The organism is Halomonas halophila, assembly GCF_030406665.1.
In the GTDB taxonomy this organism is placed as follows: Bacteria; Pseudomonadota; Gammaproteobacteria; order Pseudomonadales; family Halomonadaceae; genus Halomonas; species Halomonas halophila.
In genome coordinates this window covers 1,789,635-1,813,225 of sequence record NZ_CP129121.1, presented here as the reverse complement: position 1 = coordinate 1,813,225, position 23,591 = coordinate 1,789,635, and the positions used below count along the sequence as shown (strand labels likewise).

At 69.1% G+C, this 23,591-nt stretch carries 25 protein-coding genes; 7 read left to right on the top strand and 18 right to left on the bottom strand.

What is annotated here, in order from left to right; genetic code table 11:
- Positions 1 to 36: 36 nt before the first annotated feature.
- A complete protein-coding gene (gene tamA / locus QWG60_RS08345; protein WP_146907422.1) occupies positions 37 to 1,899 on the bottom strand; it encodes an autotransporter assembly complex protein TamA in 1,863 nt (620 codons plus the stop codon).
- Positions 1,900 to 1,928: 29 nt separating this feature from the next.
- Positions 1,929 to 2,723: a hypothetical protein gene (locus tag QWG60_RS08340; RefSeq protein ID WP_146907424.1), complete on the bottom strand. Its 795-nt coding sequence runs from the start codon at positions 2,721 to 2,723 to the stop codon at positions 1,929 to 1,931.
- A gap of 276 nt (positions 2,724 to 2,999) precedes the next feature.
- Here QWG60_RS08340 and QWG60_RS08335 point away from each other — a divergent pair, with 276 nt between their 5' ends.
- Positions 3,000 to 3,578 carry a superoxide dismutase gene (locus QWG60_RS08335; RefSeq protein WP_146907427.1) on the top strand — a complete coding sequence of 193 codons (579 nt, stop codon included), beginning with the start codon at positions 3,000 to 3,002 and terminating at the stop codon, positions 3,576 to 3,578.
- Between the two features lie 228 nt (positions 3,579 to 3,806).
- Here the strand turns inward: QWG60_RS08335 and QWG60_RS08330 are convergent, their stop codons facing one another.
- A complete protein-coding gene (locus QWG60_RS08330; protein ID WP_046078697.1) occupies positions 3,807 to 5,096 on the bottom strand; it encodes a nucleotide sugar dehydrogenase in 1,290 nt (429 codons plus the stop codon).
- A gap of 3 nt (positions 5,097 to 5,099) precedes the next feature.
- Positions 5,100 to 5,990, bottom strand: a complete 891-nt coding sequence (galU, locus tag QWG60_RS08325; RefSeq protein WP_046078698.1) for a UTP--glucose-1-phosphate uridylyltransferase GalU — start codon at positions 5,988 to 5,990, stop codon at positions 5,100 to 5,102.
- 140 nt (positions 5,991 to 6,130) lie between these two features.
- On the opposite strand from galU, the gene ubiG reads away from it, so the two are divergent.
- Entirely contained in the window at positions 6,131 to 6,856 is a 726-nt protein-coding gene (ubiG, locus tag QWG60_RS08320) for a bifunctional 2-polyprenyl-6-hydroxyphenol methylase/3-demethylubiquinol 3-O-methyltransferase UbiG (RefSeq protein ID WP_146907429.1), read from the top strand.
- Positions 6,853 to 7,533: an HAD-IA family hydrolase gene (locus QWG60_RS08315; RefSeq protein ID WP_146907431.1), complete on the top strand. Its 681-nt coding sequence runs from the start codon at positions 6,853 to 6,855 to the stop codon at positions 7,531 to 7,533. The genes ubiG and QWG60_RS08315 overlap by 4 nt, the downstream gene beginning before the upstream one ends.
- Positions 7,534 to 7,645: 112 nt before the next feature.
- On the opposite strand, the gene QWG60_RS08310 is transcribed toward QWG60_RS08315, so the two are convergent.
- From QWG60_RS08310 to QWG60_RS08250, 13 genes are all read right to left on the bottom strand, one after another.
- A complete protein-coding gene (locus tag QWG60_RS08310) occupies positions 7,646 to 8,410 on the bottom strand; it encodes a YciK family oxidoreductase (protein WP_146907433.1) in 765 nt (254 codons plus the stop codon).
- Positions 8,411 to 8,425: 15 nt separating this feature from the next.
- Entirely contained in the window at positions 8,426 to 9,223 is a 798-nt protein-coding gene (ybgF, locus tag QWG60_RS08305) for a tol-pal system protein YbgF (RefSeq protein ID WP_146907436.1), read from the bottom strand.
- Positions 9,224 to 9,267: 44 nt separating this feature from the next.
- Positions 9,268 to 9,801 (bottom strand): peptidoglycan-associated lipoprotein Pal, encoded by a 534-nt coding sequence (gene pal, locus QWG60_RS08300; protein ID WP_146907438.1) that lies wholly within the window; start codon positions 9,799 to 9,801, stop codon positions 9,268 to 9,270.
- A 29-nt stretch (positions 9,802 to 9,830) separates the two neighbouring features.
- Positions 9,831 to 11,114, bottom strand: coding sequence for a Tol-Pal system beta propeller repeat protein TolB (tolB, locus tag QWG60_RS08295; RefSeq protein WP_146907441.1), 1,284 nt, complete (start codon positions 11,112 to 11,114; stop codon positions 9,831 to 9,833).
- Positions 11,114 to 12,196, bottom strand: a complete 1,083-nt coding sequence (gene tolA, locus QWG60_RS08290; RefSeq protein ID WP_146907444.1) for a cell envelope integrity protein TolA — start codon at positions 12,194 to 12,196, stop codon at positions 11,114 to 11,116. The genes tolB and tolA overlap by 1 nt, the downstream gene beginning before the upstream one ends.
- A gap of 9 nt (positions 12,197 to 12,205) precedes the next feature.
- Complete coding sequence (gene tolR, locus QWG60_RS08285; protein WP_046078704.1) at positions 12,206 to 12,646, bottom strand: protein TolR; 441 nt, start codon at positions 12,644 to 12,646, stop codon at positions 12,206 to 12,208.
- A 12-nt stretch (positions 12,647 to 12,658) separates the two neighbouring features.
- Complete coding sequence (gene tolQ / locus QWG60_RS08280) at positions 12,659 to 13,336, bottom strand: protein TolQ (RefSeq protein ID WP_172977757.1); 678 nt, start codon at positions 13,334 to 13,336, stop codon at positions 12,659 to 12,661.
- Between the two features lie 34 nt (positions 13,337 to 13,370).
- Complete coding sequence (ruvB, locus tag QWG60_RS08275) at positions 13,371 to 14,390, bottom strand: Holliday junction branch migration DNA helicase RuvB (RefSeq protein WP_146907446.1); 1,020 nt, start codon at positions 14,388 to 14,390, stop codon at positions 13,371 to 13,373.
- Between the two features lie 51 nt (positions 14,391 to 14,441).
- Complete coding sequence (ruvA, locus tag QWG60_RS08270) at positions 14,442 to 15,053, bottom strand: Holliday junction branch migration protein RuvA (RefSeq protein ID WP_146907449.1); 612 nt, start codon at positions 15,051 to 15,053, stop codon at positions 14,442 to 14,444.
- A 124-nt stretch (positions 15,054 to 15,177) separates the two neighbouring features.
- The gene (ruvC, locus tag QWG60_RS08265) at positions 15,178 to 15,720 is read right to left on the bottom strand and encodes a crossover junction endodeoxyribonuclease RuvC (RefSeq protein WP_146907451.1); all 543 of its coding nucleotides are present in this window, start codon (positions 15,718 to 15,720) and stop codon (positions 15,178 to 15,180) included.
- A 90-nt stretch (positions 15,721 to 15,810) separates the two neighbouring features.
- Entirely contained in the window at positions 15,811 to 16,563 is a 753-nt protein-coding gene (locus QWG60_RS08260; protein ID WP_146907454.1) for a YebC/PmpR family DNA-binding transcriptional regulator, read from the bottom strand.
- A 244-nt stretch (positions 16,564 to 16,807) separates the two neighbouring features.
- The gene (aspS, locus tag QWG60_RS08255; RefSeq protein ID WP_146907456.1) at positions 16,808 to 18,589 is read right to left on the bottom strand and encodes an aspartate--tRNA ligase; all 1,782 of its coding nucleotides are present in this window, start codon (positions 18,587 to 18,589) and stop codon (positions 16,808 to 16,810) included.
- A gap of 51 nt (positions 18,590 to 18,640) precedes the next feature.
- Positions 18,641 to 18,874 carry an FmdB family zinc ribbon protein gene (locus QWG60_RS08250; protein WP_016854884.1) on the bottom strand — a complete coding sequence of 78 codons (234 nt, stop codon included), beginning with the start codon at positions 18,872 to 18,874 and terminating at the stop codon, positions 18,641 to 18,643.
- Between the two features lie 192 nt (positions 18,875 to 19,066).
- On the opposite strand from QWG60_RS08250, the gene QWG60_RS08245 reads away from it, so the two are divergent.
- From QWG60_RS08245 to QWG60_RS08235, 3 genes are all read left to right on the top strand, one after another.
- The gene (locus QWG60_RS08245) at positions 19,067 to 19,999 is read left to right on the top strand and encodes a D-2-hydroxyacid dehydrogenase (protein ID WP_146907459.1); all 933 of its coding nucleotides are present in this window, start codon (positions 19,067 to 19,069) and stop codon (positions 19,997 to 19,999) included.
- 157 nt (positions 20,000 to 20,156) lie between these two features.
- Positions 20,157 to 21,077, top strand: coding sequence for a ribokinase (locus QWG60_RS08240; RefSeq protein ID WP_035598499.1), 921 nt, complete (start codon positions 20,157 to 20,159; stop codon positions 21,075 to 21,077).
- A 19-nt stretch (positions 21,078 to 21,096) separates the two neighbouring features.
- The gene (locus tag QWG60_RS08235; protein ID WP_035598501.1) at positions 21,097 to 22,038 is read left to right on the top strand and encodes a nucleoside hydrolase; all 942 of its coding nucleotides are present in this window, start codon (positions 21,097 to 21,099) and stop codon (positions 22,036 to 22,038) included.
- 88 nt (positions 22,039 to 22,126) lie between these two features.
- On the opposite strand, the gene QWG60_RS08230 is transcribed toward QWG60_RS08235, so the two are convergent.
- Entirely contained in the window at positions 22,127 to 22,408 is a 282-nt protein-coding gene (locus QWG60_RS08230) for an acylphosphatase (protein ID WP_046078711.1), read from the bottom strand.
- Between the two features lie 129 nt (positions 22,409 to 22,537).
- On the opposite strand from QWG60_RS08230, the gene QWG60_RS08225 reads away from it, so the two are divergent.
- On the top strand, positions 22,538 to 23,590 hold the full coding sequence (locus tag QWG60_RS08225; RefSeq protein ID WP_146907461.1) for a Glu/Leu/Phe/Val family dehydrogenase: 1,053 nt from the start codon (positions 22,538 to 22,540) through the stop codon (positions 23,588 to 23,590).
- Position 23,591 lies beyond the last annotated feature (1 nt).

Here is a 23,591-nt window from a genome sequence, read left to right as displayed (position 1 = left end):
GGCCCGATGCGATGGATGCAGGTTCACGATGACGCTTCAGAATTCCGGGCCGATGGCGAAGTGGATGCGGTAGCTATCGTCGCTGTCGAACGGGTGGGCGACGTCGAAGCGGATCGGCCCTACCGGCGAGATCCAGCGCACGCCGAGGCCGGCACTGGTATTCAGCTCCTCGGGCCACCAGTCGGTGAAGGCATCGCCGGTGTCGACGAAGCTGGCCAGCCACCAGGCACCGGTCAGGCGGCGCTGGGCTTCGACGCTGCCCACCAGGCGCTGTTCGCCGCCGACCAGTTCGCCGTCGGCATTCTTCGGGGCCAGGCTCTCGTAACCGTAGCCGCGCACGCTGCTGTCGCCGCCGGCGAAGAAGCGCAGCGATGGCGGCACGTTGGTGAAGTCGTCGGTGACGATGCTGCCCGCGCCGATGCGACCCACGAAGCGGTAGTCGTCGCCGAGGCTGCGGATCCACTGGGAGTCGGCGTCCATGCGCAGGAACTCCGCGTCGGATCCCCAGGCCTCGCTGGAATACTGCACTGAGATCTGCTGACGATCGCCCCAGCGCGGAAAGGTCGGATTGCGCGAGCGGGTGCGGGTCCAGCGCACCCCGGGATAGACCAGCAGCACCTGATTGCTCTCGTCGGCCTGGGTGAAGTCCTCGTAGGTGGTGCGCAGGTAGACGATCTGCTCCCAGGCGTTGTCGAACTGCCAGCGACGACCGAATTCCACGCTGGCTTCCAGGGTCTCGGTGTCCTCGTTGTCCTTGTTCAGCAGGCCGTACTGCAGGCGATAGCTGTCGCGTCGCGGGTCGTCCAGCGGCATGTCGTAGACGCCGCTGAACTGCTGTTCAGGCCCCGAGAGGTAGAGATCGTGCTTGAGGCTGTGGCCGTAGCGATTGACCCAGGGCTGGTCCCAGGAGAAACGCAGCCGCGGGCCGACGTCGGTGGCGAAGCCCAGACCGACCTCGAACTGGTGGCGGTCGGCGGGGGTGACGCTGACCTCGATGGGCACCTCGGGTACTGCCGGCGCCTCGAGGGTGGCGACCGCGGCGAGCGCCGTCGCGCTGAGGCGAGGTTCGGGGACGGCCGTGGCCGTCAGGCCCTCCACGTCGAGCTCGTTGAGAAAGCCGATGGGGGCCGGCGGCAGGGCCAGCTGGCCGATGCCCGCATCCAGCAGGGGGCGCACGCTGACCGAGCCGAACCATTCGGTCTGACCGAGGCGCTGGTTGAAGGTGGCCACATTGGCGGCGAGATAGGGCTTGCCCTCGTGGAACGGCGCCAGGGCCTGAAGGCGCTCGGTCTCGATGTGCTGGCCCTGGAAGTGAACCGGCCCGAAGCGATAGCGCTCGCCGCTGTCCAGGGCCAGCGACAGCCGGGCGCTGTGGGCCCAGGGGCGGATCTCCATGCGCCGCTCGGTGAAGCGCCAGTCGAAGTAGCCACGTTCCAGGGCCAGGCCGGAGAGCTGGCTGCGCAGCGCATCGAACGGCGCGTGAAGCAGCACCTCCCCTTCCTGCTGGGGGTAGGCGTCGATGGCGTCTCGGAAGGGAGCGTCCTCGGCGGCGCCACCGGCCAGGTCGAAGTCGAGGCGTTCGATGCGTACCGGCTCGCCGGGATCGACGCGGATCGTCACCTCTTCCGGCGCATCGGGGTCGTCGAAGCGAACCTCGAAGGTCGGCTCGTAATAGCCGTAGACCCTGAGCGACTCGGCGGCGAGCCGGCGTACCTCGGCCTCGAGTCGCTGGGGCGAATAATCGTCGGCATCCAGCCCGTCGAGATAGGTCTCGAGGTTGTCGGCGGGGTCGCCCTCGATGCCCTCGAGGCTGGCGTCGAGGGCATGGGCAGCCCCGGGGGCCGCGAGTCCGATCGACAGCGAGGCGACCGCGAGACGGTTGGCGAGACGCTTGTCCATGATGTCGTGGGTCCCTGGCTGACGTCCTGTCACTGCCGCAGCGCTTCGAGCTGGGCGTTCATCGCCAGCTGTGACTGGCGCAGTTCCCGCAGTTCGGCCTGCAGGTCCGCGAGCCTCGCCTCTAGGGCCTCGGCTCGTTCGCGCTCATCATCGCGCGCCGTGGCCAGGGCTTCAACGTCGTCGGCGAGGTCGGACTGGGCCGCCTCGGACTCGTCGAGACGCGCGACCAGCGCTTGCTGGCGCTCGGCCTCGCCCTGCTGGGTCGTCTCCAGGGCCGCCAGGCGCTCGGTGAGAGCGGCCAGCCCCTCGCGGTTGGCCGTCTCCAGGGCCTTCATGGAGTCGCGCACCGCGGCCAGGGTCTCGGCACGTACCTCGCCGTTCTCGGCCAGGGTGGCGACCCGCCCCTCGAGGGCGGAACGGGCGTCGGCCAGCGGCGCCAGGTGTTCGTCTTGCCAGTCGGCCAGACGCTGTGCGAGACGGTCGTCCAGCGCGTCTCTTAGCGTGTTGTCCAGCCCCTCGAGTTCATCGAGCCGCGCCTGGATCTCCGACAGCAGTTCGCCGCGCCCCTCGGAGGCGTCGAAGCGGGCATGGAGGTTGGAGATATCGCCGTTGAGTCGGGTCAACCGCTGTTCCAGCCGCTGACGCTCCAACCAGCCGGCGTAGGCCAGCCCGGCCAGGGCCGCGACGAGCAGCAGGATCAGCAGCCACAGCGGCCAGACGGTCGCCTTGGGCGGGGCATGTGGCCGGTGGTGCCCGGCCAGGCTGGCATCCGGGTCCGGCACGATCGGGCGTGGCTGCCGGCGGTCTTCCGGGCGCTCTGCCATGATGGTCTCCTTGCGCGTTGCGTGTCGGCGTCCCGCCGGCGATATCGCCGGCACGCGTCCCATGCCCGAGTCCCCTGATCGGAATTGGCGGACCCTGGGGCGGGTGATATGATGCCGTGACCGGACTGGTACAGCACACTGATAGTGTACGGTTTTTTATCGAGGGAGCGAACGGGGCACGGCCGAATCCGGGCCGACATCGACCTTGCACTCCCCCAGCGCACTGGCACACCATGGGTCGCCGTGACCCATGACTAGCAACGAGGAGAAACGATAATGGCATTCGAACTGCCCGCACTGCCGTACGAAAAGAACGGCCTGGAGCCGCACATCTCCGCCGAGACCCTGGAGTACCACTACGGCAAGCACCACCAGGCCTACGTCACCAAGCTCAACGAGCTGACCGACGGCACCGAGAACGCCAACAAGTCCCTGGAAGAGATCATCCAGTCCGCCTCCGGCGGCCTGTTCAACCAGGCGGCTCAGGTCTGGAACCACACCTTCTACTGGCACTGCCTGTCGCCGAACGGCGGCGGTGAGCCGACCGGCGCCCTGGCCGAGGCCATCAACGCCAAGTTCGGTTCCTTCGAGGAATTCAAGAGCGCCTTCAACGCCAAGGCCGTCGGCAACTTCGGTTCCGGCTGGACCTGGCTGATCAAGACCGCCGACGGCGGCGTCGACATCGTCAACACCGACGACGCCGACACCCCGGTCGCCCACGGCCAGACCCCGCTGCTGACCATCGACGTGTGGGAGCACGCCTACTACATCGACTACCGCAACGCGCGTCCGAAGTACCTCGAGAACGTCTGGAACGTGCTGAACTGGGACTTCGTCGCCCAGAACTTCGCCTGATCCCCAGCGGACTCGCGAACGACAACGGCCCCGCCATCAGGCGGGGCCGTTTTGTTTCTACCGCTTATTTAGGGAGTCGGCCTCGATTTACGTCGCGAGCGAAGGCAGGCTGATTGCCGCCGGAGCGCAGCTACCGGAGTGTAGCCTGCTACATGAGGATTCGATCGGACCGGCGCCCCGGCACCGCCGGCGGCCAGCCTGTCGAGCGCAGCAGCAAATCGAGCCGACTCAGGGATCGGCGCGGCGCCCGATCCCTCGATAGTACAGCCCCATGTCGGCGACGTGGGCCGGGTCGTAGATATTGCGACCGTCGAGCAGCAGCTTGCCGTTCAGCTGCGACGCCAGGCGCGGCCAGTCCGGGTTCCAGTAGGCCTTCCACTCGGTGACCAGCATCAGGGCATCGGCACCGTCGAGTGCCTCGTCCGGGTCCCCGTCGAACAGTGCCAGCAACGGATGGTCGCCGAGCCGTTCGCGCAGCGCCCCGGTGGCGGCGGGATCGTGCAGCCGCACGCGCACGCCCTGGGCCCAGAGGGCGCGCAGCAGCGTCAGCACCGGCGCATGATCGATGCGCGCCGTGCCGGGCTTGAAGGCCGCGCCCCAGATGGCCACGGTCAGGCCTTCCAGCCGGCCGTGGTAGTGGGCCCACAGCTTGCGGAACAGCGTCTCCTTCTTCTGCTCGTTGATGTCGAGCACCTGGTCGAGCAGCGCCGAATGGCGGCCGCTGGCCGACTGCACGTCGGCCAGACGCATCAGGTCGCGGGAAAAGCTCGGGCCGCCGAAGCCGCAGCCGGGATAGAGGTATTCGTAGCCGATGCGGCTGTCCGCGCCCATGCCCTCGCGCACGTCCTCCACGTCCACCCCCAGGGTGTCGGCGAGGCCGGCGATCTCGTTCATGTAGCTGATGCGGGTGGCCAGCATGCCGTTGATTGCCAGCTTGGTCAGCTCGGCGGCACGCCGCGGCATGCGCTGGAAGACCTCGCGGCGGCGATTGAACGCTCGCAGCAGCTCGCGTACCTGGCGTTCGGCGTCGCGGTCGTCGCAGCCCAGCAGCCAGCGCGACGGCCGGGTGAAGGTCTCCCAGGCGCGGCCTTCCTCGAGCAGGTCGGCCAGCGCCACGGCCCGACGCCCGTTGCCGAGGCCGGCGGCCAGTCGGTCGGTTTCGCCGACCGGGAAGGTCGAATTGTTGACCAGCACCGCGTCTGCGGTCATTCGCGACGACAGTTCGGCCACGGTGGTGCGGCCTTGCTCGCGCTGTGCCGGCGACAGGGCCAGCCACAGCACCTCGAAGTCGTCGCCCTGGAGAGGTTCGCCGACGTCGAGAACCCTGAGATGGCCCTGGGCGCGCCCTTCCTCCAGGCGCGACATCAGCTGCGGCTCGCTGGCCAGCCAGCCGCTCTCGGCGAGCGTCGGCCAGTCGGCGCTGGCGTGGGGCCACCAGGTCACCCGGTGACCGACCGAGGCCAGCGCCGCCGCCGCGGTGGCGGCGGCCAGCTCGCTGCCGTGGACCAGAACGCGCATGGCTTACTCCTCGCCGCTGTAGCGGGTCAGCAGTTCGCGGAAGCCCTCGCCGTAGCGGGCGTGGCGGCGGCCGTAGGCGAGAATCGCCTCGAGGTAGCCGAGCTGGTGGCCGCAGTCGTAGGTGCGACCGCGCATGCGCCAGGCGTCGACGCCGCTCTGCTGGCGCAGCGTCTCGATGGCGTCGGTCAGCTGGATCTCGTTGCCGGCGCCGGGCGGCGTTTCGGCGAGCAGCGGGAAGATGGCGCCGGGCAGCGCATAGCGGCCGATCACGGCCAGGTCGGAGGGCGCCTCCTCGACCTTGGGCTTCTCGATCAGCCCGGCCAGCGCCCCGGCCTCGCCGGCGGCTGGCGGCTCGCCCTCGGGGGCGACGATGCCGTACTTGTAGACCAGCTCGTGGGGCACCTCCTCCACCATCAGCTGGCTGCGGCCGGTGGCGTCGAAGGCCTCGATCATGCCGGCCAGGTCGTTGCGCTCGAGGCCGTCGTCATCAACCAGCACGTCCGGCAGCAGCACGGCGAAGGGTTCGTCGTCGCCGATCACCGGGCGCGCACAGAGCACCGCATGGCCCAGGCCCAGCGGTTCGGACTGGCGCACGCTGATGATGTTGACGTCTTCCGGCACGATCGAGCGCAGCTCCTCGAGCAGCTCCTGCTTGCCCTTGGCCTCGAGGCTGGCCTCGAGCTCGAAGTGCTTGTCGAAGTGGTTCTCGATGGCGCTCTTGCTGCCGTGGGTCACCAGCACGATGTCGCGAATGCCGGCCTCGACGGCCTCCTGGACCACGTACTGGATCACCGGGCGGTCGACGATGGTGATCATCTCCTTGGGAATCGCCTTGGAAGCGGGCAGGCAGCGAGTGCCGAAACCGGCAACGGGAAGAACGGCCTTGCGGATCATGGTGCGGTCCTTGTCATGTCGCATGTAGCCCGACGCGGCCGGGCATGGGCCGGGGCGTCGGGAACGAGTAGAATGGCATCATACCGAATCACGCCGAGCTCGCCACAGTGGCAGGCCGGCGACACCTACGGAGAGGACAGATGACGGCAAGCCAGTCGCAAGCGGACAACGTCGACGCGGCGGAGATCGCCAAGTTCGAGGCCCTGGCCCATCGCTGGTGGGATACCGACGGCGAGTTCAAGCCGCTGCACGAGATCAATCCCCTGCGCCTCGACTTCATCGACGCCCGCGCGGGGCTGGCCGGCCATCGGGTGCTCGACGTCGGCTGCGGCGGCGGCATCCTCGCCGAGGCCATGGCCCATCGCGGCGCCGAGGTCACCGGCATCGACCTGGGCGAGGCGCCGCTGGCGGTGGCCCGGCTGCACGCCGAGGAGACCGGCGCGCGCGTCGACTACCGCCAGATCAGCGTCGAGGCCATGGCCGAGGCCCATGCCGGCGAGTTCGACGTGGTCACCTGCCTGGAGATGCTCGAGCACGTGCCCGACCCCGCCTCGGTGATCCGCGCCTGCGCGCGGCTGGTCAAGCCCGGCGGGCAGGTATTCTTCTCGACCATCAACCGCAATCCCAAGGCCTATGCCCTGGCCGTGGTCGGCGCCGAGTACCTGCTGCGCATGCTGCCGCGGGGCACCCACGACTATGCCAAGTTCATCCGCCCCTCGGAGCTCGCCGGCTGGTGCCGCGAGGCCGGCCTCGAGGTCTGCGAGCAGAGCGGCCTGACCTACCAGCCGCTGACCCGTCGCTATCGGCTGTCGGCCACCGATGTATCGGTGAATTACCTGATGCACTGCCGGCGGGAGGCATCGTGAGTCGCGAATGGCCGACACCCGAGGCGCTGCTGTTCGATCTCGACGGCACCCTGGTGGATACCGCCCCGGATCTGGCCCGGGCCACCAACTCCCTGCGTGACCATCACGGGTTGGCGCCCCTGCCCTACCCGACCATCCGCGCCCAGGTCTCCAACGGCGGCAGCGCCCTGGTGACCCTGGCGCTGGGCCTCGAGCGCGAACACGACGGTCACGATGACGCCCGGGCCTTCCTGCTGGCCGCCTACGGCGAGGCGGTGGCCGTGGAGAGCCGGGTCTTTCCGCCGCTGGATCGGCTGCTGGACGCATGGCGCGACGCCGGTCGTCCCTGGGGCATCGTCACCAACAAGCCGCGCGCCTATGCCGCGCCGCTGGTGGAGGCCCTGGGCCTCGAGCCGGGCGCGCTGCTGTGCGCCGATGACCTGCCGGTCAAGAAGCCCGACCCCGCGCCGCTGCTGGAGGCCGCCCGGCGCCTCGGCGTGTCGCCGGGCGACTGCTGGTATCTCGGCGACCACCATCGCGACATGCAGGCCGCACGGGCGGCGGGCATGCCCGCGATGGCGGTGGGCTACGGCTATATCACCGAGGACGACGACTATCGCCTGTGGCCGGCGGATCGCTGGTTCGAGACCGCCGAGGCGCTGACCGAGGCGCTGCTGCCAGGTCTTCCCAAGCGTTGATTTCCCGACACGGCGACGCCCGCTGGGGCGGCGATATCATGATGGCCTAAAAAAAGCAGGCCTCCCTGGCGGGAGGCCTGCTGGTCTTATCGCTGACGCCGTTGCGTCGGCGTCAGGTTCGGGGCGGCTGGGCGTCGAACGCCTCGCCGCTGTGGCCGCGGCTGTCGGGCCCCATCAGCCACAGATAGGTGGGCATGATGTCCTCCGGCGTGCGCAGCGTGCCCGGGTCCTCCGCCGGATAGGCGGACTGGCGCATGGCGGTACGCGTGGCGCCGGGGTTCAGGGTGTTGATGCGTAGCGTGCCGAGGTGCTCCACCTCGTCGGCCAGCACTTCCATGAACCCCTCGGTGGCGAACTTCGACACCGCATAGGCTCCCCAGTAGGCGCGGCCGCGACGGCCCACCGAGGACGAGGTGAAGATGACCGAGGCGTCCGCCGACGCTTCCAGCAGCGGCAGCAGCGCCTGGGTCATCCAGATCGGCCCGTTGATGTTGACCTGCATCACCTGCTCCCACAGCACCGGATCGTACTGGGCGAAGGGGGTGATGTCGCCCAGCAGGCCGGCGTTGTGCAGGATGCCGTCCAGGCGTCCGAACTCCTTGTCCAGGGCCGCGGCCATGTCGTGGTAGTCCTTGAGCGTCGCCCCCTCGAAGTTGAGCGGGAAGATCGCCGGCTGCGGCAGTCCCTCGGACTCGATGGCGTCGTACACCGCTTCCAGCTTGGCGATCGTCCGCCCCAGCAGGACCACCGTGGCGCCGTGGCGGGCATAGGCGAGCGCCGCGGCGCGGCCGATGCCGTCGCCCGCGCCGGTGACGAGGATCACCCGGCCGTCGAGTAGCCCCTGCGGCGCTTCGTAGTCGATCTTGCAGACCGTCATGATGTCCCTCCGGGGCTAGTTGCCCGACTGCCGCTGGAAGTCGGCCGCCAGGTTGGCGGCGCTGCTGTCGGGGTACGCCTGCTGTACCCGCTCGAGCAGCGCCTGGCCGGCTTCCGGATCCCCCTGGCGGGCCTTGAGCAGGCCCAGCTTGTAGAGGGTGTCGGGTACCTTGTTGCTGTCGGGGAAGTCGTCGAGCACGCGTTGGAAGGCCGCGTCGGCGGCGTCGAGATCACCGCCGGCCGAATGCAGCTCGCCGAGCCAGTAGTAGGCGTTGGCGGTGAGGGTACTGCTCGGATGTTCGGCGACGAAGGACTCGAAGGCCCGCGTCGCGGCATCGAACTCCCGGGCCTGCACCTTGGCGAAGGCCGCCTGGTAGTCGGCCCGGGCGCCGGCATCGCTGCCGCTGGCTGACTGACCAGAGCTCGATTGGCCCGATGCCTCCGCCCCACCGCTGTCGGCCACCTGCTCGGTCGCGGCGGCACCGGCTCCGCCCGCCGCGCTGGCGGCGTTCGCGGACAGGCGCTCGTCCAGATCCATGTACTGCTGGCGGGTCTGACGCTTGAGGCGGTCGAGCTGGTAGCGCAGCTCCTCGACCTGACCACGCAGCTGGCGAAGCTGCTCCTGGTTGCGCTGCAGCTCGTTGAACAGCTCCAGATTGCCGCCCGCCGGTTCACGGGCGGCGGTCTGGTCGTAGAAGCTGCCTGAGCCGGAGCGGGCGGTGAGATCCTCCACCACCGGCTGCTGAGCCAGCGCCGGGGCGGCCAGCAGGCTCAAGGCGCCGGCGGCGGTCCAGATTCTGAGACGCGGTCTCATCGCTTTCTCCCTTCGCTATCGTGGTGCCGTGCGTGGCGCGGGGCTCAGTAGGCGAAGACCACCCGGCGGTTCTGGGCGTAGGCTTCCTCGTTGCTGCCGCGGGCCGCCGGACGCTCCTCGCCGTAGCTGACGACCTCGACCTGGGACGGCGAGACGCCCTGCACGCTCAGGAAGCGCTTGACGGCGTCAGCGCGGCGCTCACCGAGGGCCAGGTTGTACTCGCGGGTGCCGCGCTCGTCGGTATGGCCCTGCAGCACCACTCTGGCGTTGCCGTTGTTTTGCAGGAAGCGGGCGTGGGACTGGAGTACCGACTGGAACTCGGGGCGGATGGTGTCGCTGTCGTAGGCGAAGTAGATGGTGCGGACTTCGGGAATCCGCGAGCCGGCCATCTGACCGGCGCCCTCGCCGAGGCCGCTGCCGCTGACCTGGCCGGTGCCGGCGGTGCCGGTACCCACGCCACCGGCACCGGCGGTGCCGTCCATGGACCCTTCCTGGGTGCCACCGGTGCTGGAGCAGCCGGCCATGACGGCCATCGACATGGCGGCGATCAGAGTGCGGGCATAAGGCTTGAATTGCATCGTTCGACTCCTTTCCTTGCGGGATACATTCAGTTCAGAAACGGGGACCAGGCGGGCTCACGCACGTCGCCCTGGGCCGCGGGAAGACGGAACGAGGCCCGGCCGTCCGCGGAAACGCCCCCCAGCACACCATTACCGCCCTGCTGGGTGGCGAAGATTACCATGGTGCCGTTGGGCGCGACACTGGGGGACTCGGCCTGGCGGGCGTCGCCGAGCTCGACCAGGCGGCCGCTCTCCAGATCCTGCTTGGCCACCCGGTAGCCGTTGCTGCCGCGGTGGATCAGGAAGATGGATTCACCGTCAGGGGCGAAGCGCGCCCGAGCGTTGTAGTTGCCGGTGAAGGTGATGCGCTCCGGCGAGCCGCCAAGCGACTGACGATAGATCTGCGGGCCGCCGCTGCGGTCCGAGGTGTAGATCAGGCTGTTGCCGTCCGGCGACCAGGCCGGCTCGGTCTCGATGCTCTGGCTGTGGGTGACGCGTTGCAGGTTCTGCGAGGCGACGTCCATGACGTAGATCTCCGGCTGCCCGTCGCGGGACAGCGCCATCGCCAGCCGACGGCCGTCCGGCGACCAGGTCGGGGCGCTGTTGAGGCCCTCGAAGGAGGTCAGGCGTGCCCGACGGCCGCTGGCCACTTCCTGCACGTAGATGCCGGGCCGGCCGGACTCGAACGACACGTAGGCCAGCTTGCCGCCATCCGGTGACCAGGCCGGCGACATGATCGGCTCGTCCGAGCTCAGCACCTGCTGGCTGTTGCGACCGTCGGCGTCGGCGACGTAGAGCTGATAGGCGGTGTCGTCGCCGACGCCCTGGGAGGTGACGTAGGCGATGCGCGTGGAGAAGGCGCCGCGAATGCCGGTGATCTCCTCGAAGATCTTGTCGCTGATGCGGTGGGCGGCGGCGCGCATCTGATCCTGACCGGCGGTGATCACCTCGCCCAGCATCCGCGATTCGCCGCTGACGTTCATCAGCTCGTACTGGATCTCGACGCCGCCGCCGGTGCGGCTGACGCGGCCGACCACCAGATAACGGGTATCCAGCGCCTGCCAGTCGCCGAAGCTGACATCGTCGCCGCGGGTCGGCTGGGCGAACATCGCCTCGCGCTCCAGGGGCGCGAAGTAGCCGCTGCGCTCCAGGTCGTCGGAGATGATCCGCGCCACGTCCTGGGGCAGGTTCTCGCCTTCGGCGAACGGCACCACGGCGATCGGCGTGGCCTGCTCGTTGCCCTGGGTGATGTCGATGGTCAGGTCGGCCTGGGCCAGCGACGTGCACAGCAACAGCACGGCCGCCAGCCAGGTGGTGATCAAGGCTCTCATCAGCGTATGTCCCCCGGTCGGAATCTGAGATTGAACTCACGGTACTGGCGCTGCACCGAAGCGGGCAGCTCGCGCAGCTCGGCGAAGGGCGCGGCGGTTTCCACCGCGCTCAGCGCCGAACGGTCGAAGGCACTGTTGCCACTGCTACGACCGATGTTGGCGGCGAATAGCTCCCCGGAGGGCCCCAGGCGAACCGATATCTCGGCCGCGGCGCCGTCGGGGACGTTGGGCGGAATCGACCAGGCCTGCTCCACCGCCTGGCGCACCAGGTTGATGAAGCCGTTGGCCGCTTCCTCTGCCTGCTTGGCGTTGGCCACGGCCTCGGATTCGCCGGCGATGGCCTGGTCGAGGCTGTTCTGGGCGGCCTCGGCGGCGCGCTTGGCGGCGGCCTCACGCTCGCGACGGGCCTCTTCCTCGGCCTGGCGCTGGCGTTCGGCTTCCGCCTCGCGCTGTTCCTCGGCTTCGCGCTGACGGCGGGCCTCTTCCTCGGCCTGGCGCTGGCGTTCGGCCTCCGCCTCGCGCTGTCGCTGCTCCTCGGCTTCGCGCTGACGGCGGGCCTCTTCCTCGGCCTGACGCTGGCGTTCGGCTTCCGCCTCGCGCTGCCGCTGTTCCTCGGCTTCGCGTCGTTGGCGCGCGGCCTCCTGCCGACGCTCCCGCTCGGCCGCCTGCTCCGCGGCTTCGCGCTCGCGGCGCTCTGCTTCGGCGGCGGCCTGTTCGGCGGCCTCACGGGCTTGCTCGCGCTCGGCGGCCTGGGCCGCCTCCTGTGCCTGGCGCTGGGCTTCTTGCGCCTGCCGCTCCGCTTCGGCGGCGGCCTGACGTTCCGCCTCCGCCCTTTCGGCGGCTTCGGCCTCCCGTCGCTGCTGCTCCGCCCTGGCCTCGGCCCGGGCCTGCTGCTGCGCCTGCTGGGCCTGATCGGTGGCGGTCTCGGCGCGCACCAGGGTGGCGTTGACGATGGCCTGGTTGGGCGGCTCCTGCTCGGCGCTCGGGAAGCGGATCACGCTGACGACCAGCAGCCCCAGGTGCAGCCCGACGGCGAGGATCAGCGGCAATCCGTAGCCGACATGGCGATGTTGTTTAGCCATGCGTCCTCCTCAGGCGTCCCCGGGCGGGGGCTCGGAGATCAGCCCGACGTTGGCCACGCCCGAGGTCTGCAGGGTGCTCATCAGGGTGACGATCTGGCCGTAGGCCACGTTGCGGTCGCCGCGGACCAGGACGCGGGTGCCCGGCTCGCGCTCGAGCAGGATACCGACCCGCTGGCCGAGCTCGTCGAGGTCGACGGCGGTCTCATCACCGCTCAGGCTGACGTAGATCTGGCCCTCGCTGTCCACCGAGACGACGATCGGGTCGCGATCCTCGCTGTCCTCGATCGGCTCGGAGGTCACCTGGGGCAGGTCCACCTTGACGCCCTGGGTCAGCATCGGCGCGGTGATCATGAAGATCACCAGCAGCACCAGCATCACGTCGATGAAGGGGACGACGTTGATCTCGTTCATCGGCTTGCGCCGGCCCATGCGGTTGAAGGGTCCGTGCATGGCGTGCCCTCCTCAGCCGGCGGCGGATTCGCCGCGACCCTGCAGGTTGCGGTGCAGGATGGAATGGAACTCCTCGGCGAAGTCCTCGTACTTGCCCAGCAGGCGGCTGGATTCCGCCGACAGCCGGTTGTAGAAGATCACCGCGGGGATGGCCGCGAACAGGCCCATGGCGGTGGCGATCAGCGCCTCGGCGATCCACGGCGCCACGGTGCCGAGCGTGGCCTGCTGGGCCATGGACAGCGACTGGAAGGAGCCCATGATGCCCCACACGGTGCCGAACAGCCCGATGTAGGGGCTGGACGAGGCCACGGTGGCCAGGAACACCAGGTGCAGGTTGAGGCGGTCCTCCTCGCGGGACCAGGCCACGCGCATGCTGCGCTGCACGCCGTCGAGGATGGCCTGGGGACTCTGGGTCTTCGGCATCAGGCGATTGAACTCGCGGAAGCCGGCGCGAAAGATGTGCTCGGCGCCCAGGGTCTCCTGCTCGGCGGGCGTCTCGCGATACAGCTCGTTGAGGTCGACCCCGGACCAGAAGCGGTCCTCGAATTCACGGTGGGCCTTGCGCGCGCGGCGCATCACGAAGGTGCGCTGGAAGATCACCACCCAGGACAGCAGCGAACCCAGCAGCAGCAGCAGCATCACCGCCTGGACCACGCCGCTGGCGTTCATGATCAGGTGGGGAATGGACATGGCGTCGTTCACGGGAATCCTCGTCTCGTCGAAGTCAGTCTTGGGAAGGCGTCGGCGCCGGAGCCAGGCCGAAGTGCTGCCAGGCCTGACGGGTCACCACCCGGCCGCGGGCGGTGCGCATCATCAGCCCCTGCTGGATCAGGTAGGGCTCGATGACGTCCTCGATGGTGTCGCGCTCCTCGCCGATGGCCGCGGCCAGAGAGTCTACGCCCACCGGGCCGCCGTCGAATTTCTCGATCATCGCCAGCAGCAGCCGGCGGTCCATGTGGTCCAGGCCGTGGTGGTCGACGTGGAGCATGTTCAGGGCCTGGTCGGCGATCTCGGCGTCGATGCGTCCGCCGCCGCGTACCTCGGCGTAGTCGCGCACGCGGCGCAGCAGGCGGTTGGCGATGCGCGGGGTGCCGCGGGAGCGGCGCGCCACTTCCCGGGCGCCGGCGTCGTCGGTGGTCACGCCCAGCAGCCGCGCTGAACGGGCGACGATCTCGCTGAGCTCGTCGATGGAGTAGAACTCCAGGCGCTGGACGATGCCGAAGCGGTCGCGCAGCGGCGAGGTCAGCAGGCCTGCCCGGGTGGTGGCGCCGACCAGGGTGAACGGTGGCAGGTCGAGCTTGATCGAGCGCGCGGCCGGCCCCTCGCCGATCACGATGTCGAGCTGGAAATCCTCCATGGCGGGATAGAGGATCTCTTCCACCACCGCCGACAGGCGATGGATCTCGTCGATGAACAGCACGTCGCCGGGCTGAAGGTTGGTGAGCATGGCGGCGAGATCGCCGGCCCGCTCGAGCACCGGCCCGGAGGTCGACTTCAGGCCGACGCCCATCTCGGTGGCGATGATGTTGGCGAGCGTGGTCTTGCCGAGCCCCGGTGGGCCGAACACCAGGGTGTGGTCGAGGCTCTCGTCGCGGCCGCGGGCGGCGTGGATGAAGATCTCCAGCTGCTCGCGGACCCGCGGCTGGCCGATGTAGTCGCCGAGCTGCTTGGGGCGGATGGCGTGATCGAGATGGCCCTCGCCCTCGCGATCCTCGGCGGCGATCAGGCGGTCAGTCTCCAGCATGGGTGTCCTCCGCCGGCATCGTGATGAAAGGCTGCGTATCGGGCATGGTCATCAACCGGCCATGCGACGCGCGAGCGCCGCCTTGATGATCGCCTCGGTGCTGCCCTCTTCCTCGAGGCCGGTGAGCATGCGCCCGGCCTCGGCCGGCTTGTAGCCGAGGCTGACCAGCGCCGCCTCGGCCTCGGCCAGCGGCTCCTGGCGCGGTTCGGCGGCGGCGCCGGGCGACGGTGCCACGCCGGCGGCGGGCGCTTCGGCCTCCCAGTGCGGGAAGCGGTCGCGCATCTCGACGATCAGCCGCTCGGCGGTCTTCTTGCCGACGCCGGGCAGGCGCGTCAGCGACTTGACGTCGTCGTCCATCACGCAGCGGATGAAGGCGTCCTCGTCCATGCCGGAGAGGATGGCCAGGGCCAGCTTGGGGCCGACGCCGTTGACCTTGATCAGGGCACGGAACAGCGCCCGCTCCTGCTCGCGGGCGAAGCCGTAGAGCAGGTGGGCGTCGTCGCGCACGGTGAGATGGGTATGCAGCACCACGTCCTCGCCGACCCCGGGCAATGCCACCAGGGTGGTCATGGAGGCCTCCAGCTCGTAGCCGACCCCGGCCACGTCCAACAGCAGCCAGGGCGGCTGCTTGTCGATCAGGGTGCCTCGCAAGCGTCCGATCATGATATGTCACTGTCCTTGATGATGAATCCGCAGCGCGTCGCGCTCACTATACTGGTCCCCCCCGGGCCATGCCAGCCCGCGGAACGCTGTTCGACAACCGCCTCGGCGTCGCCGTCAGGCGACATCACTCGGGGCGAAAGTCCCGCCAGGACGCGCTCTTGCCACGCCCTCGCCCGCCGCCGTAGCTGCCCCGGCAGATCAGTCCGAGCCGGGCATAGGCATGCGTCAGGGCGATGGCCAGGGCGTCGGCGGCATCGGCCTGGGGCGTGCCGGAGAGACCCAGGATGGCGGTCACCATGTGCTGCACCTGGGTCTTGTCGGCCGCCCCGCCGCCGGTGACCGCCTGCTTGATCTGGCGCGGGCCGTACTCGCTGACCGGCAGGCCGTGATTGGCCGCGCAGACGATGGCGGTGCCCCGCGCCTGGCCGAGCTTGAGCGCCGAGTCGGCGTTCTTCGACATGAACACCTGCTCGATGGCGAACTCGCCGGGCCCGTGCAGGCCGATCACCTCGCTGACCCCGGCGTAGACCTGGGCCAGGCGCTGGGCGAGATCGTCGCCGCGGGTGCGGATGCAGCCGCTGGTCACGTACTTCGGCTTGGGCTCGGTCACGTCCAGCACGCCGTAGCCGGTGATCCGGGATCCCGGATCGATGCCCAGGATCAGCATGTCGGGCCCTTCATCTCGCGGGGGCTAGTCATCATGCAGTGCTTCCAGAATGTCATCGGCGCACGGTCGAGAGCGCGCTGGTGTTCTACCTCAATCATGCAACGCTTCCAGAATGTCATCGGAGAAGTCGGCATTGGTGTAAACATTCTGCACATCGTCGAGATCCTCGAGCCGGTCGACCAGCCCGACGATGCGCCGGCCGAGTTCGACGTCGTCGATGCGGGTGTAAGTGTCGGGATACAGCCCCACGTCGCTGGCCTCGGGCGTGATGCCCGCCTCCAACAGGGCGTCCTTGACCGCACCGAAGGTGTCCGGCGTGGTGACGATCTCCAGGCGACCGTCCTCGAGGGTCTCGATGTCCTCGGGCTCGGCGGACAGGGTCGCTTCCATGGCCGTCTCCTCGTCGACGCCTGGCGGCAGCGTCAGCCTCCCCTGCTTGTGGAACATGAAGGCCACCGAGCCGGAGGTGCCGAGGTTGCCGCCGTGCTTGCCGAAGGCGTGTCGCACCTCGGAGACAGTTCGATTGCGGTTATCGGTCATGGCCTCGACCATCACCGCCACGCCTTCGGGGCCGTAGCCCTCGTAGACGACCTCCTCCATGGCGTCGCCGTCGGTGTTGCCGGCGCCGCGATCCACCGCCCGCTGCACGGTGTCCTTGGGCATGTTGTTGCCGAGCGCCTTGTCCATGGCGGCGCGCAGGCGCGGGTTGTCCTCGGGATCGCCGCCGCCCTGCCGCGCGGCCACGGTCAGCTCGCGGATCAGCTTGTTGAAGATCTTGCCGCGCCTGGCGTCCTGAGCCGCCTTGCGATGCTTGATATTGGACCATTTGCTATGGCCGGCCATATTCCCTCCTTTCTTGGTGGCTCGTCAGTCGGGAAAACGCCCATGTTGCTGTACCCAGCGAGATGAGCGCCGAGGATAAGGGGGAGCGAGGTTCTTTTGACAGGACGTCAAAAGAAGCGCCCAGGGATGGGTTTACCGCGTCCTCGCGACACCTTGTCGTCGGTAAAGCAAATCTGGGTATCGAAGCCCAGAAACGACACCGGCGCCACAAGGGGCGCCGGTGCGATCACGGGAGACTCGCCGCTTATTCGGCCGCGCCCTCCGCCTTGGCCTTCTGGCGCAGGCGAATGTTGAGCTCCTTGAGCTGCTCGCCGCTGACCTCGCCCGGGGCGTCGGTCATCAGGCAGGCCGCGCTCTGGGTCTTGGGGAAGGCGATCACCTCACGGATGGTGCGGGCACCGCTCATCAGCATCACCAGGCGGTCGAGGCCGAAGGCCAGGCCGCCGTGGGGCGGCGCGCCGTACTGCAGGGCGTCGAGCAGGAAGCCGAACTTCTCGCGGGCCTCTTCCTCGCCGATGCCGAGCAGCTCGAGCACGCTCTGTTGCATGGCCTGGTCGTGGATACGGATCGAGCCGCCACCCAGCTCGGTGCCGTTGAGGACCATGTCATAGGCGCGGGACAGCGCCTCGGCCGGGTTGTTCTTGAGCGTTTCCACGTCGCAGGACGGCGCGGTGAACGGGTGGTGCAGCGCCTGCAGGCGCGCTTCGCCGTCGGCCTCGAACATCGGGAAGTCGACCACCCACAGCGGCGACCACTCGGCGGTGTAGAGGTCGAGGTCCTCGCCCAGCTTGACGCGCAGCGCGCCCAGCGCCTCGTTGACGATGTTGGTCTTGTCCGCGCCGAAGAAGATGATGTCGCCATCCTCGGCACCGACGCGGTCCAGCAGCTGCTCGACCACGCCTTCCATGAACTTGACGATCGGCGACTGCAGGCCATCGAGGCCCTTGGCGCGCTCGTTGACCTTGATCCAGGCCAGGCCCCGGGCGCCGTAGATGCCGACGAACTTGGTGTACTCGTCGATTTCCTTGCGAGTCAGGGTGGCGCCGCCCTTGACCTTGAGCGCGGCCACGCGGCCGTCATCGGCGTTGGCCGGGCCGGAGAAGACCTTGAAGTCCACGTCCTTCATCAGGTCGTCGACGTCGGTCAGCTCGAGCGGGATACGCAGGTCCGGCTTGTCGGAACCGAAGCGCTGCATGGCCTCGGCGTAAGGCATGCGCGGAAATGCCGGCAGCTCGACGTCGAGCACGTCCTTGAACAGGTTGCGCACCATGTTCTCGGTGATCGACATGATGTCCTCTTCCTCGACGAAGGAGGCCTCGAGGTCGATCTGGGTGAACTCGGGCTGGCGGTCGGCGCGCAGGTCCTCGTCGCGGAAGCACTTGGCGATCTGGTAGTAGCGGTCGAAGCCGGAGACCATCAGCAGCTGCTTGAACAGCTGCGGCGACTGCGGCAGCGCGAAGAAGCTGCCCGGATGGGTGCGGCTCGGCACCAGGTAGTCGCGGGCGCCTTCCGGGGTGGCGCGAGTCAGGATCGGCGTCTCGATGTCGAGGAAGCCCTGCCCCTCGAGATAGGCGCGCACGCTGTGGGAGATGCGCGAGCGCAGGCGCAGCTTGTCGATCATCTCCGGACGGCGCAGGTCGATGTAGCGATGCTTGAGGCGCACTTCCTCGCCGACCTTGCCGTGCTCGTCAAGCTGGAACGGGGGCGTGGCGGCGGTGTTGAGGACCTCCACGTCCTTGGCCAGTACCTCGATCAGGCCGGTGGGCATGTTCGGGTTCTGGGTGCCCTCGGGGCGCAGACGCACGCGGCCGCTGATGCGCAGCACGTATTCGCTGCGGGCGCGGTCGGCATTGGCGAAGGCCTCGGCGGTGTCGGGGTCGACCACGACCTGGGCGATGCCGTCCCGGTCGCGCATGTCGAGGAAGATGACCCCGCCATGGTCACGGCGGCGATGGACCCAGCCGCACAGGGTGACCGTCTGATCCACCATGGTCTCGTTCAGCTGGCCGCTATAATGGCTGCGCATGTCGTATCCTGTTCTGTTGCGTGAAGTGATGTAGGGAGGCGACGACCGCGGTCAGGCCGCCGACCCGGACGTCTCGCCCCCGCCGGCCAGGTTCTTCTTGCTGCCGGACTTGAAGTCGGTCTCGTACCAGCCGCTGCCTGCCAGGCGAAAGCCCGCCGCGGAGACCAGGCGGTCGAGCTCGGCCTGTTCGCAGGCCGGGCAGTCGGTCAACGGCGCGGCGCTGATCTTTTGCAGCTTTTCCAGGCGGTGGCCGCAGGCCTTGCACTCGTATTCGTAGATGGGCATGGTTCGATATCTCCCGGTAACGACGTCCCAGAGGGCGATGCGGACCGAACGGGCCCGCGACACGTTCTGCGATATAGGGTCGGGCGGCGAAGATTCCAACACTGGCCTGCCCTGAAAGCCCGACATTATAGCCTGCCGTCAGGCCCCAGGCCCAGCCCCGCGGCGACGTCTCTAACGACAAGGAAGACCGCCATGCATGCCGTGATTCTCGACGCCGCCAGTCTGGGCGATGGTATCGATCTGTCGCCGATCCGCGAACGTGTCTCTCGCCTCGACGTTCACGACTTCACTGACCGCGACGAGGCCGTTGCACGGCTCGAGGGCGCCGAGGTCGCCATCGTCAACAAGGTGGTGCTCGATGCCGAGACCCTGGCCGCCCTGCCCCATCTCAGGCTGATCTGCGTGCTGGCCACCGGCACCAACAACATCGCCATGGACGAGGCCGAGCGCCGCGGCATCGAGGTGCGCAACGTCGCCGCCTACGGCACGGCGAGCGTGGCTCAGCACACCCTGATGCAACTGCTGGCCCTGGCCAACCGCCTGCCGCGCTACCAGCGTGACGTGGCCGAGGGACGCTGGGGAAAAAGCCCCTTCTTCTGCCTGATGGATCACACCACACTGCAGCTCGAGGGCAAGCGGCTGGTCATCGTCGGCCAGGGTGAGCTCGGCACTCGGGTCGGCGAACTCGCCGGCGCCTTCGGCATGGAGGTCGTCTTCGCCGCGCGCCCCGGCGCCGAGCAGGATGCCCGCCCGACGCTCGCCGAGCTCGTCCCCACCGCCGATGCCATCAGCCTGCACTGTCCGCTCACCGAAGCCAGCCGCCACCTGGTCGACGCCGACCTGCTGGCCAGGCTCAAGCCCTCGGCGCTGGTGGTCAACTGCGCCCGTGGCGGCATGATCGACGAGATTGCCGCCCTCGACGCCCTGCGCGAAGGCCGGCTCGGCGGGCTCGCCGTCGACGTGCTGCCCGAGGAGCCGCCGCGCGACGGCCATCCTTTGATCGATGCCCTGAGCGAACCGCTCAACCTGATCGTCACGCCCCACAGCGCCTGGATCAGCCCCGAGGCTCGCCAACGCATCGTCGAGCTCACCGCCGACAATCTGAGTCGCCCCCTTCGGGACTGAAAACCGTTATACCGCCAGGCTTGAGCTTGGTGGTTCAAGATAAGAGATAACGGTATAAATCAGAGATCGGGTCGCAGCCTGGCTTGCGAAGGTCGCTCCGGCCCCCGATACTCTCGCCGGTATCGTTTTCACCCAAGCCCCTCATCCGGACGACGGCATGCTGCACAACTTCGGGTCGATCAATCTCGACCACATCTATCGCGTTCCTCACCTGGTCACGCCCGGTGAAACCCTCACCAGCCACGGCTATCGCGTCGGGCTCGGCGGCAAGGGCGCCAATCAGTCGCTGGCCATGGCCCGAGCCGGCGGTCAGGTGCGTCACTGGGGCCGCCTCGGGCGTCAGGACGCCTGGGCCCGCGACCTGCTCGAGGCCTCCGGCGTCGACGTCGACAGCGTCGAACTGGTGGACGAGCCCAGCGGCCACGCCATCATCCAGGTCGACGATGCGGGCGAGAATGCCATCCTGCTGTTCCCCGGCGCCAACCACGGTTTCAACGAGGCCAATCTGGAGGCACGGCTGGCCGAGGCCTCCCCCGGCGACTGGCTGCTGGCCCAGAACGAATGCATCGCCCTGCCCTACCTGTTCGAGGCGGCGCGCGAGCGCGGGCTGCATATCGCCTTCAACCCGGCGCCGATGACCGCCGATGCCGCCGAGCTGCCGCTGGAAGCGTGTCGACTGCTGTTCGTCAATCGCAGCGAGGCGGAGATCCTCACCGGCCTGCCCGCCGGCAGCGCCGCCTCTGCCCTGCTCGACGCCCTGGCCAGTCGCCTGCCGGCCACCGAGACCGTGCTGACTCTGGGCGGCGACGGCGCCTGGTACCAGGTCGGCGAGACGCGCCACTTCCAGCCGCCGATGCCGGTCACGCCGGTCGACACCACCGCCGCCGGCGATACCTTCATCGGCTACTATCTGGCAGCGCTGCAGGACGGCGAAGGCCCCGAGGCCTGCCTGGCCCGGGCCGCTGCGGCCGCCGCCCTCGGCGTGCAGCGTTCCGGTGCGGCCGAGAGCATTCCCGAGGCCGCCGAGGTGGCCCAGTGGCAGCGCCAGACTCAGCCCCAGACCCCGAACACTCCCTGAACCGACCGCCGAGGACGCCATGTCTGAACCGATCATCTTCGATACCGATCCGGGCGTCGACGACGCCCAGGCCATCGCCATCGCCCTGCGCCATCCCGACATCGAGCTGCTGGGCATGACCACCACCTTCGGCAACGTCGACGTGGACACCGCCACCCACAACGCACTGCTGCTGTCCGAGCTGGCCGGCCAGCGCATCCCGGTGGCCCAGGGCGCGGCGGTGCCGATGGTCAAGCCGCGCCATCCGGCGCCGGCGCACATCCACGGCGCCAACGGCCTCGGCGACATCGCACTGCCGGCGGTGACCGGCCAGGCCGACGCCCGCAGCGCGGCCCAGTTCATCGTCGATACCGTCAACGCCCGCCCCGGCGAGGTGTCGCTGGTGGCCGTGGGGCCACTGGGCAACCTGGCCGCGGCGCTGCAGATCGACCCGGGCATCACCGAGCGGGTCAAGCGCGTGGTGGTGATGGGCGGCTCAATCAAGGAAGGCGGCAACGTCTCCCCGGTGGCCGAGGCCAACATCTTCAACGACCCGCACGCCGCCCAGCGGGTGCTGACCGCCGGCTGGCCGCTGACCCTGGTCGGCCTCGATGTCACCCACCGCTGCGTGCTGGCCCCGCAGCACATGGAGCGGATCGCCGCCGGCCAGGGCGCGCTGGGCGAGGTGCTGGCCGGCAGCTACGCCTTCTACCGCGAGTTCTACCAGGGCGCGCTGGGCATCGACGGCTGCTGCCCGCACGACAGCCTGGCCCTGGCCTGGCTGGTGCGTCCGGAACTGTTCACCGTCGCCAGCGGCCATCTCAACGTGGCCACCGAAGGACCCGCGGAGGGGCAGACCCTGTTCGCGTCCGAGGGTCGCGAGTTCATCGCCCCGCGCTGGTCGCAGACGCCGCTGGCCGACGTCTGCCTGGGCGTCGACGGCAGTGCCGTGGTCGACTGGATCACCGAGACCCTCGCCTGATCCGCATCGAAACGTCAGTCATGACGACACCGCCGGCCCCGTGGGCCGGCGGTTTTCGTTGGGGCGCGGTATCCGGCTCTTGGCGCCGTCAGCCGGTAATGAAGTCGTCCGGCGCCTCGCCCTCCGCCAGCGCGATCTCCTCGGTCTCGACGCTCGTGACCTCGGCGTTCGGCGGCCCCTGCCACAGCCAGGCCGCCACGGCCTCGACGTCCTCGCGTGCCCCGCACAGCAGCACCTCCACGCGGCCATCGGCGAGATTGATGGCGTAGCCGGTCACCCCGGACTGCCTCGCGCGCTCCTGGGTGGAGCGGCGATACCAGACGCCCTGGACGCGGCCGCTGACACGCGCCTTGATGGCATGAGCATCCATTCGACGCCTCCTTCGTGAGCGGTTGGCGATGATGATGACCTAATCTACAGGGTGACATCGGCGTTTGCGCGGTCACAAGCCTCGTCGCGCCGTCTCGCTGCCCCGGTTTCCTCATAAGGGAGACGCCTCATGCCGGTCTTCGATCATCCCGATTTCGACCACCATCAGCAGGTCATTCACGGCTGCGACGCGGCCAGCGGCCTGCGCGCCATCATCGCCATCCACGACACCACCCGCGGCCCGGCGCTCGGCGGACTGCGAATCTATCCCTACGCCAGCGAGGCCGACGCCCTCACCGACGTGCTGCGGCTGTCCCGCGGCATGACCTACAAGTCGGCATTGGCCGATCTGCCGCTGGGCGGCGGCAAGGCGGTGATCATCGCCGATCCGCGTCGCGACAAGACACCCGAGCTATTGCGCGCCATGGGCCGACTGATCGACTCGCTGGGCGGGCGCTACATCACCGCCGAGGATTCCGGTTCCGGCGAGGCGGACATGCGCGTCATCGCCGAGGTCACCCCCCACGTGGGCGGGCTCGACCGCGATGGCAGCTCCGGCGACCCCTCGCCCTGGACCGCGCTCGGCGTCTTCCATGCCATGCAGAGCGCCGTGTATCACGGCCTCGGCCGGGCGGAATCCGAGGATCAGTTCGCCGGGCTGCGGGTCGCCCTCCAGGGCGTCGGCCACGTCGGCACCCACCTGGCCCGTCGGCTCCACGACGCCGGCGCGCGGCTGGTGCTGGCCGACGTCGACCGCGACGCGGTGACCCGGCTGGCCGGGGAGCTGGAGGCCGAGATGGTGGCGCCCGAGGCCATCGTCGATGCCGAGGTGGACGTCTTCGCCCCCTGCGCCATGGGCGCGGCGCTGACGCCGGAGGTGGTGAGGCGCCTCAAGGCGCGGGTGGTGTGCGGGGCGGCCAACAATCAGCTGGCCCACGCGGAGGTGGCGGGCCAGCTGCAGGCCCGCGGCATCCTCTACACGCCCGACTACGTGGCCAATGCCGGCGGCGTGATCGAGATCGCCTGGCAGCGCCGTGACGACGCTCGCCCCGAGGCGGTGATGGCGCATATCGCCGGGATCGGCACGACCCTGGACGAGATCTTCGCCAGGGCCGCGCAGGAGGGCCGCAGCCCGGCCCCGGTCGCCGACGACATGGCCCGGGAGCGGTTCGAGGCCGGCTGAG

Coding starts and splice junctions, on each gene's coding strand:
- QWG60_RS08240 (WP_035598499.1), top strand. CDS start 20,157: ATGCTGCACAACTTCGGGTCGATCAATCTCGACCACATCTATCGCGTT.
- QWG60_RS08330 (WP_046078697.1), bottom strand. CDS start 5,096: ATGCGCGTTCTGGTCCACGGCAGCGAGCTGGCCGCCGCCACCGCGGCG.
- QWG60_RS08260 (WP_146907454.1), bottom strand. CDS start 16,563: ATGGCCGGCCATAGCAAATGGTCCAATATCAAGCATCGCAAGGCGGCT.
- tolB (WP_146907441.1), bottom strand. CDS start 11,114: ATGAGAGCCTTGATCACCACCTGGCTGGCGGCCGTGCTGTTGCTGTGC.
- galU (WP_046078698.1), bottom strand. CDS start 5,990: ATGATCCGCAAGGCCGTTCTTCCCGTTGCCGGTTTCGGCACTCGCTGC.
- aspS (WP_146907456.1), bottom strand. CDS start 18,589: ATGCGCAGCCATTATAGCGGCCAGCTGAACGAGACCATGGTGGATCAG.
- QWG60_RS08250 (WP_016854884.1), bottom strand. CDS start 18,874: ATGCCCATCTACGAATACGAGTGCAAGGCCTGCGGCCACCGCCTGGAA.
- QWG60_RS08245 (WP_146907459.1), top strand. CDS start 19,067: ATGCATGCCGTGATTCTCGACGCCGCCAGTCTGGGCGATGGTATCGAT.
- ruvC (WP_146907451.1), bottom strand. CDS start 15,720: ATGCTGATCCTGGGCATCGATCCGGGATCCCGGATCACCGGCTACGGC.
- ruvA (WP_146907449.1), bottom strand. CDS start 15,053: ATGATCGGACGCTTGCGAGGCACCCTGATCGACAAGCAGCCGCCCTGG.
- QWG60_RS08340 (WP_146907424.1), bottom strand. CDS start 2,723: ATGGCAGAGCGCCCGGAAGACCGCCGGCAGCCACGCCCGATCGTGCCG.
- ubiG (WP_146907429.1), top strand. CDS start 6,131: ATGACGGCAAGCCAGTCGCAAGCGGACAACGTCGACGCGGCGGAGATC.
- tolR (WP_046078704.1), bottom strand. CDS start 12,646: ATGCACGGACCCTTCAACCGCATGGGCCGGCGCAAGCCGATGAACGAG.
- QWG60_RS08225 (WP_146907461.1), top strand. CDS start 22,538: ATGCCGGTCTTCGATCATCCCGATTTCGACCACCATCAGCAGGTCATT.
- pal (WP_146907438.1), bottom strand. CDS start 9,801: ATGCAATTCAAGCCTTATGCCCGCACTCTGATCGCCGCCATGTCGATG.
- ybgF (WP_146907436.1), bottom strand. CDS start 9,223: ATGAGACCGCGTCTCAGAATCTGGACCGCCGCCGGCGCCTTGAGCCTG.
- tolA (WP_146907444.1), bottom strand. CDS start 12,196: ATGGCTAAACAACATCGCCATGTCGGCTACGGATTGCCGCTGATCCTC.
- QWG60_RS08235 (WP_035598501.1), top strand. CDS start 21,097: ATGTCTGAACCGATCATCTTCGATACCGATCCGGGCGTCGACGACGCC.
- QWG60_RS08335 (WP_146907427.1), top strand. CDS start 3,000: ATGGCATTCGAACTGCCCGCACTGCCGTACGAAAAGAACGGCCTGGAG.
- ruvB (WP_146907446.1), bottom strand. CDS start 14,390: ATGCTGGAGACTGACCGCCTGATCGCCGCCGAGGATCGCGAGGGCGAG.
- QWG60_RS08310 (WP_146907433.1), bottom strand. CDS start 8,410: ATGACGGTCTGCAAGATCGACTACGAAGCGCCGCAGGGGCTACTCGAC.
- QWG60_RS08230 (WP_046078711.1), bottom strand. CDS start 22,408: ATGGATGCTCATGCCATCAAGGCGCGTGTCAGCGGCCGCGTCCAGGGC.
- tolQ (WP_172977757.1), bottom strand. CDS start 13,336: ATGTCCATTCCCCACCTGATCATGAACGCCAGCGGCGTGGTCCAGGCG.
- tamA (WP_146907422.1), bottom strand. CDS start 1,899: ATGGACAAGCGTCTCGCCAACCGTCTCGCGGTCGCCTCGCTGTCGATC.